This is a genomic window from Shimia sp. R9_1, from assembly GCF_017743775.1.
Taxonomy (GTDB): Bacteria; Pseudomonadota; Alphaproteobacteria; order Rhodobacterales; family Rhodobacteraceae; genus Shimia.
Genome location: NZ_JAGHRN010000006.1, coordinates 209627 through 224543, shown reverse-complemented (window position 1 = coordinate 224543; position 14917 = coordinate 209627). Strand labels below are relative to the sequence as shown.

Below are 14917 nucleotides of genomic sequence, written 5' to 3'. Positions count from 1 at the left end.
CATAATGTGCGTAAAAAAGGGCAGAGCGATGAACGATATTCCTCGCGACCAACTCACAGGCGCATTGCGGCGTGGAGCGGTGAAAAAACATGTGGCGGCGATTCACGTCTCCGGCAAACTGTCGCTGTTGCAGCGGAAGTTGTCGAACGTGCTGTTGCTGAACGCCTATGACACACTCACCAGCCAGAGCAAACACTCAATTGATGCGCGCACCCTGTGTATGATGATTGGTTACAACTCCAATGACATGGAAACACTCAAGGCCTCGCTGCGCGGATTGGCGGAAACGGTGGCCGAGTGGGACATGCTGGACGAGAAAGGCCAGCAGGAATGGGGTGTGTCGAGCCTTCTGAGCTATGCCAAGCTGAAAGGCGGCGTCTGTGAATACTCCTATTCCCATGCCTTGGCCGAGAAACTGCATGACCCGAAGGTTTTTGCGCTCATCAATCTCAACATTCAGCGCAAGTTCACCTCGGGCCACGCGCTGGCGCTTTATGAGAACTGTTATCGGTTTATCCGCACCGGCAGCACCGGCTGGTGGTCGATGGAACTGTTCCGGCGGCTGATGGGGCTGGATGGTTCGAGCTATTATGAGAGCTACAAGCATCTCAATGCGAAGGTCATCAAACCGGCGGTCGCAGAGGTGAACAAGACCAGCAATATTCTGATCGAACCTGAGACCCGCAAACAGGGCAGGGTGGTCACCGATATCCGCTTCCGCATCAAAGAGAACCCGCAGCTGGCGATTCTGGACATTGATGACGGGGAAGGAATGCGCCACGGGCCGGTTTATGCACGGCTGCGCGAGCTTGGGGTCAGTGACCGTCTGGCGCGGCAATGGCTGGGGGCCTATGGCGAAGAGCAGGTCATGGCCAAGCTGGACTATGTGCGCCAGCGCAAAGATGTGAAAAGCATGGTGGGATATCTGACCGCTGCGCTTAAAGAAGACTACAAAGAGGTCGAAGAGGTGGCGGCGCCTGTGGTGCCCCGCTCGGAACGGGCCGAACGGCTGCGGCGTGTTCAGGCGGCAATTGAGGCGCGCACCCCAACGCAGCGGGATGCGGACAAACGCCTGTTTGCAAGCCAACTTGAAGATGATGTGGCGCGCGGAGACTTTGAGCGCTTTGGCTGGGTGTCACCGCTGAACATCCGCGCGATCTTTGCCTTCTGGGAAGACATGGATCCGGAGATTTTTGAGGGGTTGGAGGCCGAGCCGGTCTCCTGACCCCGATTTCTGTGCGGATTACCCGCGCGCCGCTTTCTGAGCGGCGACGTTTTCGGCCACCAGCTCTTTGTAAAGCGCGCGAATGCGGGCCATCACCGGACGCTCGCCGGTGCCAATGGGCTTGCCGTCGATCTCTGCCACCGGGGTTTGCGCGCCAAAAGTACCGGTGAGAAAGGCCTCATCTGCGCCGTAAGCCTCGTAAAGGGAATAGTTTTTCTCATGCACAGGGATGTCGTTGGCGCGGCAGAGGTCGATCACCTTCTGACGGGTCACGCCGTTCATGCAGTAATCCCCGGTGGAGGTCCAAACCTCGCCCCGGCGCACAATGAAGAAGTTGCAGGCGTTGGTGGTGTTCACAAAGCCGTGCGGATCAAGCATCAGCCCTTCGTCTGCGCCCGCCTGTTCGGCCTGAAGGCAGGCAATCACGCAGTTGAGCTTGGAATGGCTGTTGTATTTTGCGTCCTGGCTCATCGGCAGGCCGCGCACCTGCGGCACGGTCGCCAAACGGATGCCCGCGTTTTGCAGGCTGTCGACCGGCTTGGAATGTTCGATGATGGCCACGATGGTGGGCCCCCATTGGGAGAGGGCAGGGTGCTGGAACGGTTTGGCCTTGCGGCCACGGGTGATCATCAGGCGGCAATGAGCATCGCCGGTCATGCCGTTGGCGGCAGCGGTGTCGTCGAGGATCTTGCGGATGTCCTCTGGGCCCATGTTGATATCAATCGACACCGACTTCAGCGAGTTGAAAAGACGGTCCATGTGTTCGTCAAAGAAGGCCCATTGCCCGTCATAAAGCCGCATTCCTTCCCACATGCCGTCACCCAGCATGAAGCCGCTGTCATAGACAGAGACCTTTGCCTCGTCCTTGGGGACGATTTCCCCATCCACATAGATCTTGATGTGATCGTTGCGGTCGTCTGACTTGGCGTCATGGGTGGAGTGGCGATCTGTGTCGGTCATGGGCGGCTCAAAGCTGATTGATGGGCAATCTGCGCCTGATGGGCACAGCTATGAGCGAGACCTTAGAGCGTTGAAATTGCTTTGGAAAGGGCGATGTTGGCGGGGGTACTCCCGGTTTGGGGGATAGAATGGCGTCAGTGGGCGACACCGGTTCCAAATGCGGTTTTGGGCCCCGCTTGCAACGGTTTTTGGCCGTCGTGACGCAGCGGATCGCGTGAGGGGGCGGGCGCACAAAACACTTGCGTGGTCTCTGACGCGGCACTAGCGTTAACTTATCTGCGCGAAATTAAATTTCGCATAGCGGAAAAGACATGTCAAGGGAGGAGTGATATGTTGAAGATCAAACAATTTTTGGGAGCCGCCGTTCTGGCGGGATGCGCCGCCACAGCCGGGGCGGAAACAGTCTTGATCCACGGTGAAGCCGGGCCGAACCGCGGGGCGCGGGCGGCGGCGTTGTCGTGGTATGCCGAACAGGTTGCGGCGCGCTCGGAAGGCGACATGCGCATTGATGTTCAGTGGGGCGGGGCCTTGTTCAAAGCCAACGCAGCCCTTGCAGGCGTGAAAGACGGCATTGCGGATCTGGGCACGGTTATTGCGGTTTACTACCCGCAGGAGCTGGTGGGCTATGGCATCGCAGATTTGCCGCTGAACAACCCGGACGCCTGGGTTGGCATGCGCGCAACCGATGAGTTCATGCGCACGAACGCGGCGATCCAGGCGGATCTGGACGCCAAGAACCTTGTCTATATCGGCACCTGGACAACCAGTCAGGTGAACATTGGCTGCAAAGACGCCGCCATCCGCACCGCAGAAGACGTCGAGAACCTGAAAGTGCGCGGTGTGGGCGCTTATGGCAAGGTCTTTGGCGAGATGGGCGCAAATATGGTGCGCATGTCAATTTATGATGCGTATCAAGGGCTTGATACCGGTCTGATCGATTGCTCGCAGGGGTATTCCTATGCGGTGGCCGCGCTGAAGCAATATGAGGTCATGGACAGCTATACGATGCTGAACTGGGGTCAGGTTGGCGGCGTTGGCATGTTCATGAACAAGGACAGCTATCAGTCGCTGAGCGCGGATCAGCAGGCGCTGTTGATGGACGTTGGCTCGGACATGGCGGATGAGTTTGGCCGCATCATCACCGCAGCCAATGAAAAAGCCATCACCCAGATGAAAGACAACGGTGTTGAGGTGATCGAACTGGCGCAGGAAGAACGCGCCGCGCTGGTGGAAAAAGGCCAGCAGTTTGTTGCGGCCTGGTCTGAAAATGCCGCCAAGGCGGGCATGCCGGGTGAAGAGATGCTTGCGGAATATCAAGCGCTGATCGCCAAGTGGACCGAAACACGGGACAGCGAGGGCTATCCCTGGGACCGTCAGACGAACTGAGCTGAAGATGATCAAGCGATGCGAGCGGGCGCTGCTGGCTTGCGCGGCATTGGCGGTGATCGGGATGGGTGTCCTGATCACAGCCAATGTGATTGCGCGGAGCTTTGGCGGCAATATCCCTGACAGCAATATCATTGTCGAAGAGCTGATGGTGGCGGCGGTGCTGCTGCCGCTGGCGATTGCAACCGCGCAGCGCGCTCATGTGGTGGTGGAGTTCGTCTCCAACCGTTTCCCGGCGAGGCTGAGATCTTGGCTGATCGTGTTTGGCTCCCTCGTCGGGCTGCTGGCGCTGGCGCCGATGATCTATGCCGGTGGGCGGGCGTTTTTGGCGGAATGGAGCTCGGGGAGCTTCTATTTTGGCGATCTTGGTCTGCCAAAATGGCCGGGGCGGCTGTTGTTTGTGCTGGGGCTGTCGGCCTGTTGGCTGAGGCTTCTGATGCTGGCCATCTCTGATATCAGAACGATCCTGAACGGGCAGACCGTTAGTGACCAAGGAGGCCATTGATGGATCCGGCAACGATTGGGCTGATCGCCTTTGCGACCGTGTTGGTTTTGCTGGCGCTTCGGGTGCCGATTGCCTTTGCGCTTGGCGCGGTGGCGGTTGTGGCGACCTTTGTCATCTTTGCGTTTCGCACCGGCACCTTCATGCCGGAACGCGCGATCCGCGCCACCACGTCGATGGTGTTTAACAACGCCTTTGATCTCATACACTCTTATTCGCTGTCGATGATCCCGCTGTTCGTGGCGCTGGGACATATCGCCTATCGCGCGGAAATCACGACAAAAATCTACTTTGCTGCCAAGGTCTGGATGACCCGCATTCCGGGTGGGGTGGCCATGGCCAGCGTGATTGGCTGTGGCGGGTTTTCGGCGATCACCGGATCCTCGATTGCCTGTGCCTCGACCATGGGACGGATCTGTACGCCGGAAATGCTGCGGATGGGGTATGATCCGCGACTGGCCACCGCCAGTGTGGCGGCCGGGGGCACGCTGGGATCGCTGATCCCGCCGTCAGTGTTGTTCATCATCTTCGGGATTTTCACCGAAACCTCGATTTCAAAGCTGTTTCTCGCAGGCATTCTGCCCGGATTGCTGACGCTGCTGGGCTTTGTCGCGGTGATCTGGATCTGGGTGCTGCGCGCGCCGCATATTGCGCCGGATGTTGGCGAAACCTACAGCACGGAAGAGCGCAAGGCCGCCGCAATTGCCGCTTGGCCCGCGCTGTTTCTGTTTGTGGTCATTGTGGGCGGCATCTATGGCGGGATTTTCACCGCGACCGAGGCGGCGGCGGTCTGTGTGTCGGCTGCCACGGTGATCGGGTTTGCCCAAGGCACGCTGACCTTGCAGGGGCTTTGGGACAGTGTGAAGGAGACTTGTGTTCAAACGGCGGCGATCTTCTTTATCGCGGCGGGGGCCAAGGTCTTTGTGTCCTTCATCGCGCTGACCGGCATTGCGCCTGCGATTGTGGAGTTTGTGTCGGCGGCGGATATGTCCGTGGTGGTGCTGATGATCTGTATTGCGCTGATCTATCTGGTGCTGGGCATGTTCCTTGACCCGATTGGCATCATGGTTCTGACTTTGCCGCTGTTGGTGCCGCTGGTGGAGAGTTACGGGTTGAACCTGATCTGGTTTGGCGTTGTGGTGATCAAGCTGCTGGAGATCGGGCTGATCACGCCGCCGGTGGGGCTCAATGTCTTTGTGATTGCCAATGTGGTGGGGAAAGAGGCGCCGATTGACCGGATTTTTGCCGGGATCGCGCGGTTCCTGTCTGTGGATATCATTGTGCTGGGGCTGATCATGGCCTTCCCGATCCTGTCACTGTGGATTCCCACCGGTGCGGGGTAAGGCGCGGAGTAGGGCGTGAACTGGCGGCCCTTGATCTGAGAGAGGATCGGGGCCGGTCGCCTAAGAGGCGGCTTTCAGGCAGCTGTCGATCTTGCCAAAAAGCACGTCGCGGCGGACCGGTTTGGCCACATGGCCGTCACAGCCCGCGTCCAAAGCGTCGCGCACATTGTGGGCCATGGCGTTGGCCGAGAGCATCAGAATGGGGGTGCGCTGTTTGTCGGTCTGGGCCTCAAAGGCGCGCATCCGGCGCACCGATTGTTCGCCATCCATGACCGGCATCCGCATGTCCATCAACACAAGATCAATCGGCTTCTTGGGGGCTTGAAAGATTTTCAAGGCCTCCAAGCCGTTGGAGGCAAAGGTGATTTCGCATTCGGCAGATTGAAGCACGAGGCTGATGACCTTCTGATTGACCATGCTGTCCTCGGCAATCAGTACGTGGCGTCCGCGCAGGTTCATATCATCGGCGATCCCCACTGGTGCTGCGACCGTGGATGTGGCGGGCTGTGCTGGTTGAAGCGGGAGCTTCAGCGTGAAGGTGGCGCCTTTGCCCGGCGCTGAGGTCACAGTGAGCGCGCCGCCCATATTCTGCGCCAGAGCGGAGCTGATCGCGAGGCCCAGACCTGTGCCGCCAAATTTGCGGCTGTCGCTTTTGCGTTGCTGCTGGAAGCGTTCAAAGACGTTGCCTTCCGATTTTGCGGGAAAGCCGATGCCGCTGTCGGCGATGACAAACGTGAGCGTGGGTTTGCCGGCGGTTTTCTTGAGGGACAGCGTGCAGGTGATTTGCCCCTGATCGGTGAATTTGACGGCGTTGGAGGCGAGGTTTGAAATGATCTGCCGCAGGCGGAGCGGGTCGCCGCCCGCAAGGTCGGTTTCGTCTAACTCACTGGTCAAAGAGAAGGTGACACCTTTGGCATCGGCCTGTTCCCGGTGCAGCCTGAGCGCGGCGGACACCTCTTTCAGCGGGGCGAAAGGAATGGTCTCAAACTGCAGTTTGCCTGCTTCGACTTTGGAGAGATCCAGAATGTCAGACAGCAGCCCTTCGAGCATGTCGCCGGATTCATAGATTGTCTGCACGAGATCCCTTTGTCGTGCGCTGAGGCCTTCGTCGCGGTGGAGACTGTCGGCAATGCCGATGATCGCGTTAAGCGGCGTGCGGATTTCATGGCTCATATTGGCAAGGAACGCGGTTTTGGACTGGTTCGCTTCTTCCGCGGCCTTGCGGGCCTGCGCCAGAGACTTTTGCCGCTGCCATTGCTCTGTGATGTCGTTGGCGGAGCCGAAGATCTGCCCCTCAAACCGGGTGAAACGCAGATCCAGAATGCGTTTGCTGCCGTGGCGATCCTGCAGCGCAGTTTGCAGGGCATTGGCCTTCTGTCCAAGCCGCGCTTTGCGCAGAGCCTTGGTGACCTTGTCGTGGTCATGGGGCGCGATGAAATCGCTGATGTGGTGATGCAGCAGGTGGTTTTTGGAATGGCCGGACGCGGCGCAGAAGGCCGGATTGACCCGCTGAATGCAGCCGTTGTCATCTAAAATGACATTTGGGGCGTGCGACACATCAAAGAAGGCTGAGATCAGCCGACTGGTGCGCACCTTCTCCGTGATGTCAAAACGTAGGGCAATAAACCGGATCGGGCGGCCATTTGGCCCCATTACGGGATAGATAATTGTGTCAAACCAGATGGTTTCGCCTTGCTTGCTACGGTTGCAAATCTCTCCGCGCCAGATTTTTCCGCGTGAGATGGACTGCCACATATGGTGAAAGAACGCCTTGCTGTGATGGCCGGAGTTCATCAGGTTGTGGTTTTTGCCGATCAGCTCGTCTTTTGTGTATCCGGACACGCGCAGCAGGTTCTTGTTGACGTGCAGAATTCTCCCGGCGGCATCGGAGACTGACAGGATCGCGGTTTCGTCAACAACGGCGTGCAGCTCCCTCAGGTCGTCCAGCGTGAGTTGGTCAGAAGGGCGATGGGTCTTGGCCGCAATGTGCTGGCCGGTTTCCAGAGGTTCGAAATGGCCAATGAGCTGTGTGGTTTTCCCATCTTGGCAAACGGGGTGGCCTGCGCTTGCGAGCTTGATTTCCTGACCATCGGGGCGTTTTGCGACAAATTCAAACCGCCAGGGCGTTGCTTCCTGAATGCTGCGGTGCAAGGCGTTTTGGATGACCTCACGGTATTGGGGCAGGCAAAATTCAAAAGCGTTTTCAAACCGTGGCTGATAGCTGGGGTCGACGCCGTGAAGCGCCTGTGCAGCGGGGCTCCACCAGACGGTTTTCTCTATCAGATCCACTTGCCAGAGCGCGGAGATCGGGGTGGAGGCTGGGTCAAAATCATCTGCCACGTCCGGCGCAGGCGCGCCAAAAAAGTCATAGGCAGTGGTCATCCAGGTCACCTCTCAGAACTTCGACCAAGTAAGGAACTCTCGGCCCAAATGAGAGCCAACCTCACGTGTCACCTTCTGGAGACCCGCAGTACGTGTGTAACAAGTTATCTATAGGGGGAAGAGAGGCTCAAATCCATGATGAATACTCGCGAAAACGTAATTACTTCAATGAGTTAAATCTGTATTTGGGGCACATGTTTTATCCGCATTTTGCTCGAAAACTGAGCGGTGCGAGACCCGCGTTTGACCCTGCGGGCGCTATGATCCCGCAAGCTTTTTCTCGATGCCGACATCCAGCAGCCTCCAGACCTCCTGACGGTCAAAGCCACGGATGTCTTTTGCGCCCAAGGCTTGCAGATCAAACTGATCTTTTAGGGTTGCGGCGACCTCGTCCTGTACAGAAATCTGCATCGGTTCGGCAAATTCCTGTAGCCGCGTGGCGAGGTTAACGGCTGGGCCGAAGATGTCATAGACGTATTTCTGGATGCCCACGACAGAGCCAACCACGGCGCCGGAGGCGATGCCGATGCGGCAGCGCCATTGGTTGGGGTGGCTGGTGTTGCGCCGCTCCAGATAGCGCACAAACCGGATGGCGGCGTTTGCCACGGCGCGGGCGTGATCCGGGGTGGGATCGGGAAGCCCTGCGACGGTGATATAGGCGTCGCCGATGGTTTTGATGCGCTCGCAGCCAAATTGCTCGCCAATCCGGTCAAAAGCGCTGTAGATGTCGTTGAGTTCGGTCACCGTGACGCTGGGATCTGCGGAGGCCACCATGTCGGTGAAGCCGACAAAATCCAGCATCAGGACGGAGACCGGATCATAGAGCTGGGGCGTGACCACGCCGAAGGCCTTATATTCCTCATAGACCGAACGGGGCATGATGTTGAGAAGCAGCTTCTCCACCTGCTCCTTTTCGCGTTTGATTTCGCGCGTGTTGCGCTCAACCATCATGGAATAGGAATCGATCATCGACTCCAGCTCGCGGATGCGGGTGATGTTCTGGCAGACCAGCACGATCAGCTCCTGATCGCCATCGGTGGCGGAGGTGAAATCCGCTGCGATCACCAGCTGGCGACGCTTTTTACGGTGGCGGATTTCAGCGGTGTATTGGCCCGCGTCATCGAGGGCGGCGTGAAGCTCCTCCGTGTTGAGATCCTCAAACACTTTGAGCAGCTCGTCGGTTTCCAGCCGGTCCTCAAACCACTCCTCAAAAGTGTTGTTGTAAAACAGGAACTTAAGGTCGCTGCGGCCGACAAGGGCGACGCCAACACCAATCGCGCGCAGGAGCTGTTCGTTGATGGCTTCGATGGTCATCTCAGGGGCTCACAATCAGGGGGCGGCGGGATTCAAACTCTTGCAGGACTGCGGTGATGTCTCTTTCGTCAAAGCCGTGATCGCGCAGGGTGCCTGACAGCACGACTTTGAGCTCGTCAAAATGCGGGTCCTGAATGTCGAGATGGGAATGCAGCTGGCGCAGCTGGTGGTCGGTGTAGGAGGCCGGACCGCCGAGCAGGGTGGCGACAAATTTTGTCTGGTGGTCGACCATCTTGGACATGTCGATGTCATCAAAGAAGGGGCCGATATCGTCGCTGTCCAAAAGCGTGTCGTAAAAGGCCATGACCACGCGGCTGACGTTGGAAAACCCGCCGTATTTCTCGAAAAGTGATTGGCTTGACATAGTCCCCCCCTTTTCAAAGCCCGAATGCTCGGTGTCTTGCATCATACAAAAAATGGTTAATTTAGGAACCCTGCGGATATCGGGGGCATTGCCGTGAGGCAGTACAGCGCGATGTCCGCAGGGGGGAGGCATGTCGTCAAGCGGGTGCCGTTACCGTTTGGTGATGACGATTTCCGCGTATTCGGATGGCACGATCATGGAGCCGTCGGTGGCGACGTTGAACTGTGCGATAGTGGCGCGCATGTCTGTTTCCAGCGCCTCTGCCGCGTCGCCAACCGCGAGGAAGGCTTTGTGCACGGGGCCATAGTAGGTGCGGAAGAAATCGATGAAATGATCCGGTGAAGCGTAGCGGAAATTGAAGTTTTTCAGTTCAAAAGCAATGGTTTCGGCAGTTGGGCCAAATTGTTCCTCGATCCAGTCGCGATTGCCCCAGCGCGCGGGAGACTGCACCCCGGCAGGGGGTGGCACATGGCGGCCAAGCGTTTTGAAGAGATGGCCGATGAAGCTGTCCGGGGTCCAGTTGGCCATGGCGATTTTGCCACCGGCGCGCACCACGCGGGACATTTCGCGCGCGGACTGTTCCTGATTGGGAGTGAACATCACCCCGAAGGTGGAGGTTGAGATGTCAAATTGCCCATCCTCAAAGGGAAGGTCTTCGGCGTCTGCCACCTGAAAGGTGACCTCAAGCTTATCAGCCTTAGCACGGATGCGGCCCGCCTCCAAAAGCGCGGGAACGTAGTCGGTGGACGTCACGGCGCACCAGCGGCGGGCAAAGGCCAGAGTGGCGTTGCCGTTGCCGCCAGCCACATCGAGCACGGTTGCGCCATGGGCGGGGGCGGTGGCCTCGGCCAGCATCTCGCCGGTGATCTGCAGGGTGCTGCCGATTTTGGCGTAGTCACCGGAGGACCAAGCGGCGTTCTGCTTGGTTTTGATGGCTTTGTAGTCAGGGGCTTGGGTGGTCATGGTGCTGTCCTTTCGGGGGGAGGTTTTGGTCAGGTTGAAGAGAGGGTTTGCGAGGGTCATGAGGGTCTCCTTTGATGAGAGGGCGGGGCGGGATCAGGCCGCGACACGCGCAGGCCAAGTGACGGGGCGCGCGGCTTTCTGAACACGCGCGATGTGCTGCAGGATGCGGGGATTGACCCAATCGGGATCAAAGATCGGCGCCATGTGGCCCATGGCGGGGAGCAGGGCGAGCTCGGCGTTCACGACCTCCTGCGCAATCATCTGTGCGGTGGCCTGCGAAAGGGTCGGAGATTCCATCCCGACCATAATCAGCGTGGGGATGCGCAGGCTCTGCAGATCGCTGAGGTTCCATTGTTCGCTTTCCAGATCCCGGAAATCCTCCAGCAGTTTGGGGGCAAGTTCGACCAGTTTGTCCTGACGCTCCGGAGGCAGGGAGGCCCAGCTTTGCGGGACGGTCCAGTAATCGACGAAACCTTGAAGATCAGAGGCGGACTTGGGCTGAGACAGCTGTGTTTCCAAGGCGCTGAACCCCTCCAGCAGAGAGCGGCCCTCGGCGTCGGCGGCTTTCAGAACATGAAAGGCTGCGGGTTCATAAAGCGTGAGGCTTTTCACCAGTTCGGGACGCAGCAGGGCGATTTTGAGCGCCACGCCGCCGCCAAAACAATGGCCGATCAGATGCACGGGCTGCTTGAGCGCCTCGATTTTGCGGATGATCGGAAGGGCGGCGCGGGACACGCCTTGGCCCTCATCGGCGCGGCCGTCTGCGCTGCCATAGCCGGGCAGATCCCAGGCGTGCAGCTCAAAGCGATCGGAAAATTGGGTGCGCAGGTCGTCCCACTGATGGGCGCCGGAGGCTGAAGAATGCAAAGCGACCACCGGAGCCGTTTCGCGGGTGAGGCTGTTGGGAAGGGGGTGCATCATCATTACTCCAAACACTGGTTACGGACCCAGATTTGGCCTGTGGCTGTTTCACTGTGATGTCTGTGCAGGCGGGCTGATGTTTCAGTTGTTTCGCGGGTCAAATGCGGGGAGATGCGGGGTAGGGCGCAGGGATTTTTGGCGTTTTTGCCTGTGGCGTGCCAAACTGCGCCCAATTACTGAAACAATTGAAACACGCGAATTTGCTTCTGAAAACCAACTGAAACCTGGGCCGGATAGGGATAAGCCATGGCCTCTGAGACAGACATGGACACAGACGTTGATACGGGTTCGGATCGTTTTCACGAGCTGCTGAGCGATGCGATTGAAAGTCTGTCAGAGGGGTTTGCGCTCTATGACGACAACCGCAAGCTGGTGGTCTGCAATCAGAAATACATCGAGATGAATGCGGGGGTTGCCGATCTGCTGCATCCCGGGCTGGATTGGGAAATCCTGATGCGCGAAAGCGCGCGGCGCGGGATTTATCGCGATGCGATTGGGCGCGAGGATGCCTGGGTCTCTGACCGGTTGCAGACCACCCATGACTATGTGACCGACTTTGAGTTGGTGCAGACCGATGGCACCCACTACCTTGTGTCGACCCATCCCACCAAGATGGGCGGGTTTGTTGTGACCCGCACGGATATTTCCGACCGCAAGAAGGCAGAGGCCGCGACGCGGGACGGGGATCTGTTGATCCGGACGGTGCTGGATGCGAGTTCGGCGATTGTGACCATGGCGCGTGTGGGCGATGGCAGCCTGATTTACCGCTCTCCGGCGGCGCGGGAGCTGTTTGGCGACACGAAGTCTGCGCGCGATCATTATGTGAACCCCGATGACCGGGCCGATTTTGTCACCGAGCTGCTCGCGATGGGACAGATCGACAATTATTACCTGCGGGTGCAGGCGAAGGGGCGTGAGTTTCCGGCCTCTATTTCCGCGCGGATCGTGGAGTATCGCGGCGAGGATGTGATTGTCTCCAGTGTTGTGGACCTGACCAAGGAGGTCGAGGCGCAGCAGTTGATCCAGCAGGTGCTGGAAGCCTGTCCGATCCCTTTGCAGATGACCAAGGCGGCCACGGGAGAGACCTTGTTTTCAAGCCCTGAGACATTGGCGCTGTTCGGGAACGGGGACAGCGCGCAGAGCTATTATGTGGAGGCGCAGGAACGGGCGCGCTATCTCAAAGAACTGCGGGCGGCGGGTGTCGTGCGCAACCGGAAGGCGGAATACATCAAAGGCGATGGCACCCGGTTTTGGGGAGCGGTTTCGGCACAGCTGATCGATTTCAAGGGCGAGGAGGTCATTGTTTCTAGCACGCGGGACATGACCGATGAGCTTGCCCTGCAGGAGGAATTGGCCGCGCAGCGGGAGCTGCTGTATCAGAATGAGAAAATGTCTGCCCTTGGGGAGCTGCTTGCGGGGGTGGCGCATGAGCTGAACAATCCGCTGTCGATTGTGGTGGGGCATGCGCTGATGTTGCAGGAAGATGTGACCGATCCGGAAACCCAGCGGCGGGTGGCGAAGATCGGCGCAGCGGCGGAGCGCTGTGCGCGGATTGTGAAGACCTTTCTGGCGATGGCGCGGCAGCGGCCCACCTCCATGGAGCGGGTCAATCTGGACAATGTGATCGGCGCCGCATTGGATGTGGCTGGGTACGGGCAACAGCAGGATGGCATTCAGATTGCCTATGCGCCGGAGACGGATCTGCCGGAAATCCACGCGGATGCGGATCAGATCACGCAGGTGGTGATCAATCTGGTGATGAATGCCGGGCAGGCGATCAAAACCTCGGGTCTGGGAGATCAGATCCGCATCTCGGCGCGGCCGGTCAAAGCGCGCAGCCAGATCGAAATTGCGATCAGTGACAATGGCCCCGGCGTGCCGGACCATATCCGTGCGCGGATTTTTGAGCCGTTTTTCACTACCAAGGAGATTGGCAGCGGGACCGGCATCGGCCTCGCGTTCTGTCATCGCATTATCCACTCCCACAACGGTCAGATCTGGCTGGATGGGCAGGCTGTCTCCGGCAGCCGGTTTGTGATCCGTTTGCCAGCTGCTCCGCAGAATGGCACGGCGCAAGGCGACAGCACCCGCGCGTCTGAGGCGCAGGCGGTGGGCCGTGTGCTGGTGGTGGATGATGAAGAAGACATTGGCGCGCTGATCGCGGAGGTTCTGAAGCGTGAGGGCTATCTTGTGGATCAGGTCGGCTCCGGCGCGCAGGCTTTGGAGCGGCTGGCGGGGCAGGGCTATGACGTGGTGCTGAGCGATCTGAACATGCCGGATGTGGACGGCAAGACGCTGTTTGTCAAGCTCAAGCGCGAGCATCCGGAGATGGTGTCGCGGATCGCCTTCATCACTGGTGATACGATGGGGCCAACCTCGCAGAAAACCCTGCAAGAAGCGGGTCGCCCGTATCTGGAAAAGCCGGTTGCGCCGGAAGAGCTGCGGCAGCTGGTGCAGGACATCATGGCGGAAGGTGGGGGGCGCGATGCGTGATCAGGCAACCAAGATTTTGGTCTGTGACGATGAGATCGATGTGCGCGAGATGCTGGCGGAATATCTGACCAAGCGCGGCTATCACGTGCTGAGCGCGGCCAACGCCGAGGAATTGCGCGCCACGCTTGGCAAAGGGCGGGTTGATCTGATTGTGCTGGATATCAACATGCCCGGTGAGGACGGGCTTTCGGTTCTGAGATCACTGCGCCCGGACAATCCGGTGCCGGTGATCATGCTCACCGCAGCGGGCGATGTGGTGGACCGGATCATTGGTCTGGAGATGGGCGCGGATGATTATCTGGGCAAACCTGTGGATTTGCGCGAGCTGGAGGCCCGGCTGAAGGCGGTTTTGCGACGGCAGGACGCGCCGCAGGCGCAGGGGCAGAGCAGCGATGGCGCCACCACCGCGCGGTTTGGCGCGTTTACCCTTGATCTGGAGGCGGCAAAAATGGTCTCGGACGCAGGCGATGAGCTGGCGCTGACGGCGATGGAGTTCAACCTCCTGAAGGTTTTTGCGCGCAACAAGGGGCGGGTGTTGAACAGGGATCAGATTCTGGAGCAGGCCCATGACCGCTCCTGGGATCCATTTGACCGCAGCATCGATATCCGGATTTCACGGTTGCGCCGCAAGATTGAACGTAATCCCGAAAAGCCGACCATTATCCGCACGGTGCGCGGCATCGGGTATGTCTATGACCCTGAGGACTGACGGGGCTTGGGGGAAAGTCGGGTCAGCTCTGACGAGAAATATCAATCTTAGGTAGAAATTGTATTTGTATAATATATTCGGCGAAGACTTGCCGTTTTATTCTTCTGATCCTTTTTGCACGGATGCCCATTTAAATCTCTGTTTTGTATATGCAATCATGCGAAATGGGTGTGATATTCACAATGCTGCAGGTGTGGAATCTCCTACTGGCCCCGGTACGCTCAGTTGCCCTAAGATACCAAAACTGTTAGAGTTTATTGAAGAATTTGAACGGCGTGCGCGCCTGAATTCTATTGCTGTAAGCCATTTGTGCGCGGCAAAGCGCATTCGCTAAATTGGACCGAACTTCTTTTGA

12 protein-coding genes are annotated in these 14917 nt (G+C 58.5%); 6 read left to right on the top strand and 6 right to left on the bottom strand.

Features of this window, described 5'->3' with window-relative positions:
- Positions 1 to 28: 28 nt before the first annotated feature.
- Positions 29 to 1225, top strand: coding sequence for a replication initiation protein (locus J7399_RS18245; protein ID WP_209088541.1), 1197 nt, complete (start codon positions 29 to 31; stop codon positions 1223 to 1225).
- A gap of 18 nt (positions 1226 to 1243) precedes the next feature.
- Here the strand turns inward: J7399_RS18245 and J7399_RS18240 are convergent, their stop codons facing one another.
- Positions 1244 to 2185 (bottom strand): aminotransferase class IV, encoded by a 942-nt coding sequence (locus J7399_RS18240; RefSeq protein ID WP_209088538.1) that lies wholly within the window; start codon positions 2183 to 2185, stop codon positions 1244 to 1246.
- Positions 2186 to 2515: 330 nt separating this feature from the next.
- Between J7399_RS18240 and J7399_RS18235 the strand changes: the two genes are divergently transcribed.
- From J7399_RS18235 to J7399_RS18225, 3 genes are read left to right on the top strand one after another with little or no spacing between them, the layout of a single operon-like run.
- The gene (locus J7399_RS18235; RefSeq protein ID WP_209088535.1) at positions 2516 to 3571 is read left to right on the top strand and encodes a C4-dicarboxylate TRAP transporter substrate-binding protein; all 1056 of its coding nucleotides are present in this window, start codon (positions 2516 to 2518) and stop codon (positions 3569 to 3571) included.
- A gap of 7 nt (positions 3572 to 3578) precedes the next feature.
- Positions 3579 to 4076 (top strand): TRAP transporter small permease, encoded by a 498-nt coding sequence (locus J7399_RS18230; protein WP_209088532.1) that lies wholly within the window; start codon positions 3579 to 3581, stop codon positions 4074 to 4076.
- A complete protein-coding gene (locus tag J7399_RS18225; protein ID WP_209088529.1) occupies positions 4076 to 5416 on the top strand; it encodes a TRAP transporter large permease in 1341 nt (446 codons plus the stop codon). Before J7399_RS18230 ends, J7399_RS18225 begins: the two co-directional genes overlap by 1 nt.
- Positions 5417 to 5476: 60 nt before the next feature.
- Here J7399_RS18225 and J7399_RS18220 read toward each other — a convergent pair whose 3' ends face one another.
- The 5 genes from J7399_RS18220 to J7399_RS18200 form a co-directional block, all read right to left on the bottom strand.
- Positions 5477 to 7798, bottom strand: a complete 2322-nt coding sequence (locus J7399_RS18220) for a PAS domain-containing hybrid sensor histidine kinase/response regulator (RefSeq protein ID WP_209088526.1) — start codon at positions 7796 to 7798, stop codon at positions 5477 to 5479.
- A 258-nt stretch (positions 7799 to 8056) separates the two neighbouring features.
- On the bottom strand, positions 8057 to 9112 hold the full coding sequence (locus J7399_RS18215) for an adenylate/guanylate cyclase domain-containing protein (protein WP_209065456.1): 1056 nt from the start codon (positions 9110 to 9112) through the stop codon (positions 8057 to 8059).
- 1 nt (position 9113) lies between these two features.
- Complete coding sequence (locus J7399_RS18210; protein ID WP_209088523.1) at positions 9114 to 9476, bottom strand: group 1 truncated hemoglobin; 363 nt, start codon at positions 9474 to 9476, stop codon at positions 9114 to 9116.
- 150 nt (positions 9477 to 9626) lie between these two features.
- Positions 9627 to 10499, bottom strand: a complete 873-nt coding sequence (locus tag J7399_RS18205; protein WP_247742955.1) for a class I SAM-dependent methyltransferase — start codon at positions 10497 to 10499, stop codon at positions 9627 to 9629.
- A gap of 33 nt (positions 10500 to 10532) precedes the next feature.
- Positions 10533 to 11360 carry an alpha/beta hydrolase gene (locus J7399_RS18200; protein ID WP_209088520.1) on the bottom strand — a complete coding sequence of 276 codons (828 nt, stop codon included), beginning with the start codon at positions 11358 to 11360 and terminating at the stop codon, positions 10533 to 10535.
- A gap of 246 nt (positions 11361 to 11606) precedes the next feature.
- On the opposite strand from J7399_RS18200, the gene J7399_RS18195 reads away from it, so the two are divergent.
- Both J7399_RS18195 and J7399_RS18190 read left to right on the top strand, forming a co-directional pair.
- Complete coding sequence (locus J7399_RS18195) at positions 11607 to 13853, top strand: ATP-binding protein (protein WP_247742954.1); 2247 nt, start codon at positions 11607 to 11609, stop codon at positions 13851 to 13853.
- Positions 13846 to 14562 (top strand): response regulator, encoded by a 717-nt coding sequence (locus tag J7399_RS18190; protein ID WP_209088517.1) that lies wholly within the window; start codon positions 13846 to 13848, stop codon positions 14560 to 14562. Before J7399_RS18195 ends, J7399_RS18190 begins: the two co-directional genes overlap by 8 nt.
- Positions 14563 to 14917: the final 355 nt, after the last annotated feature.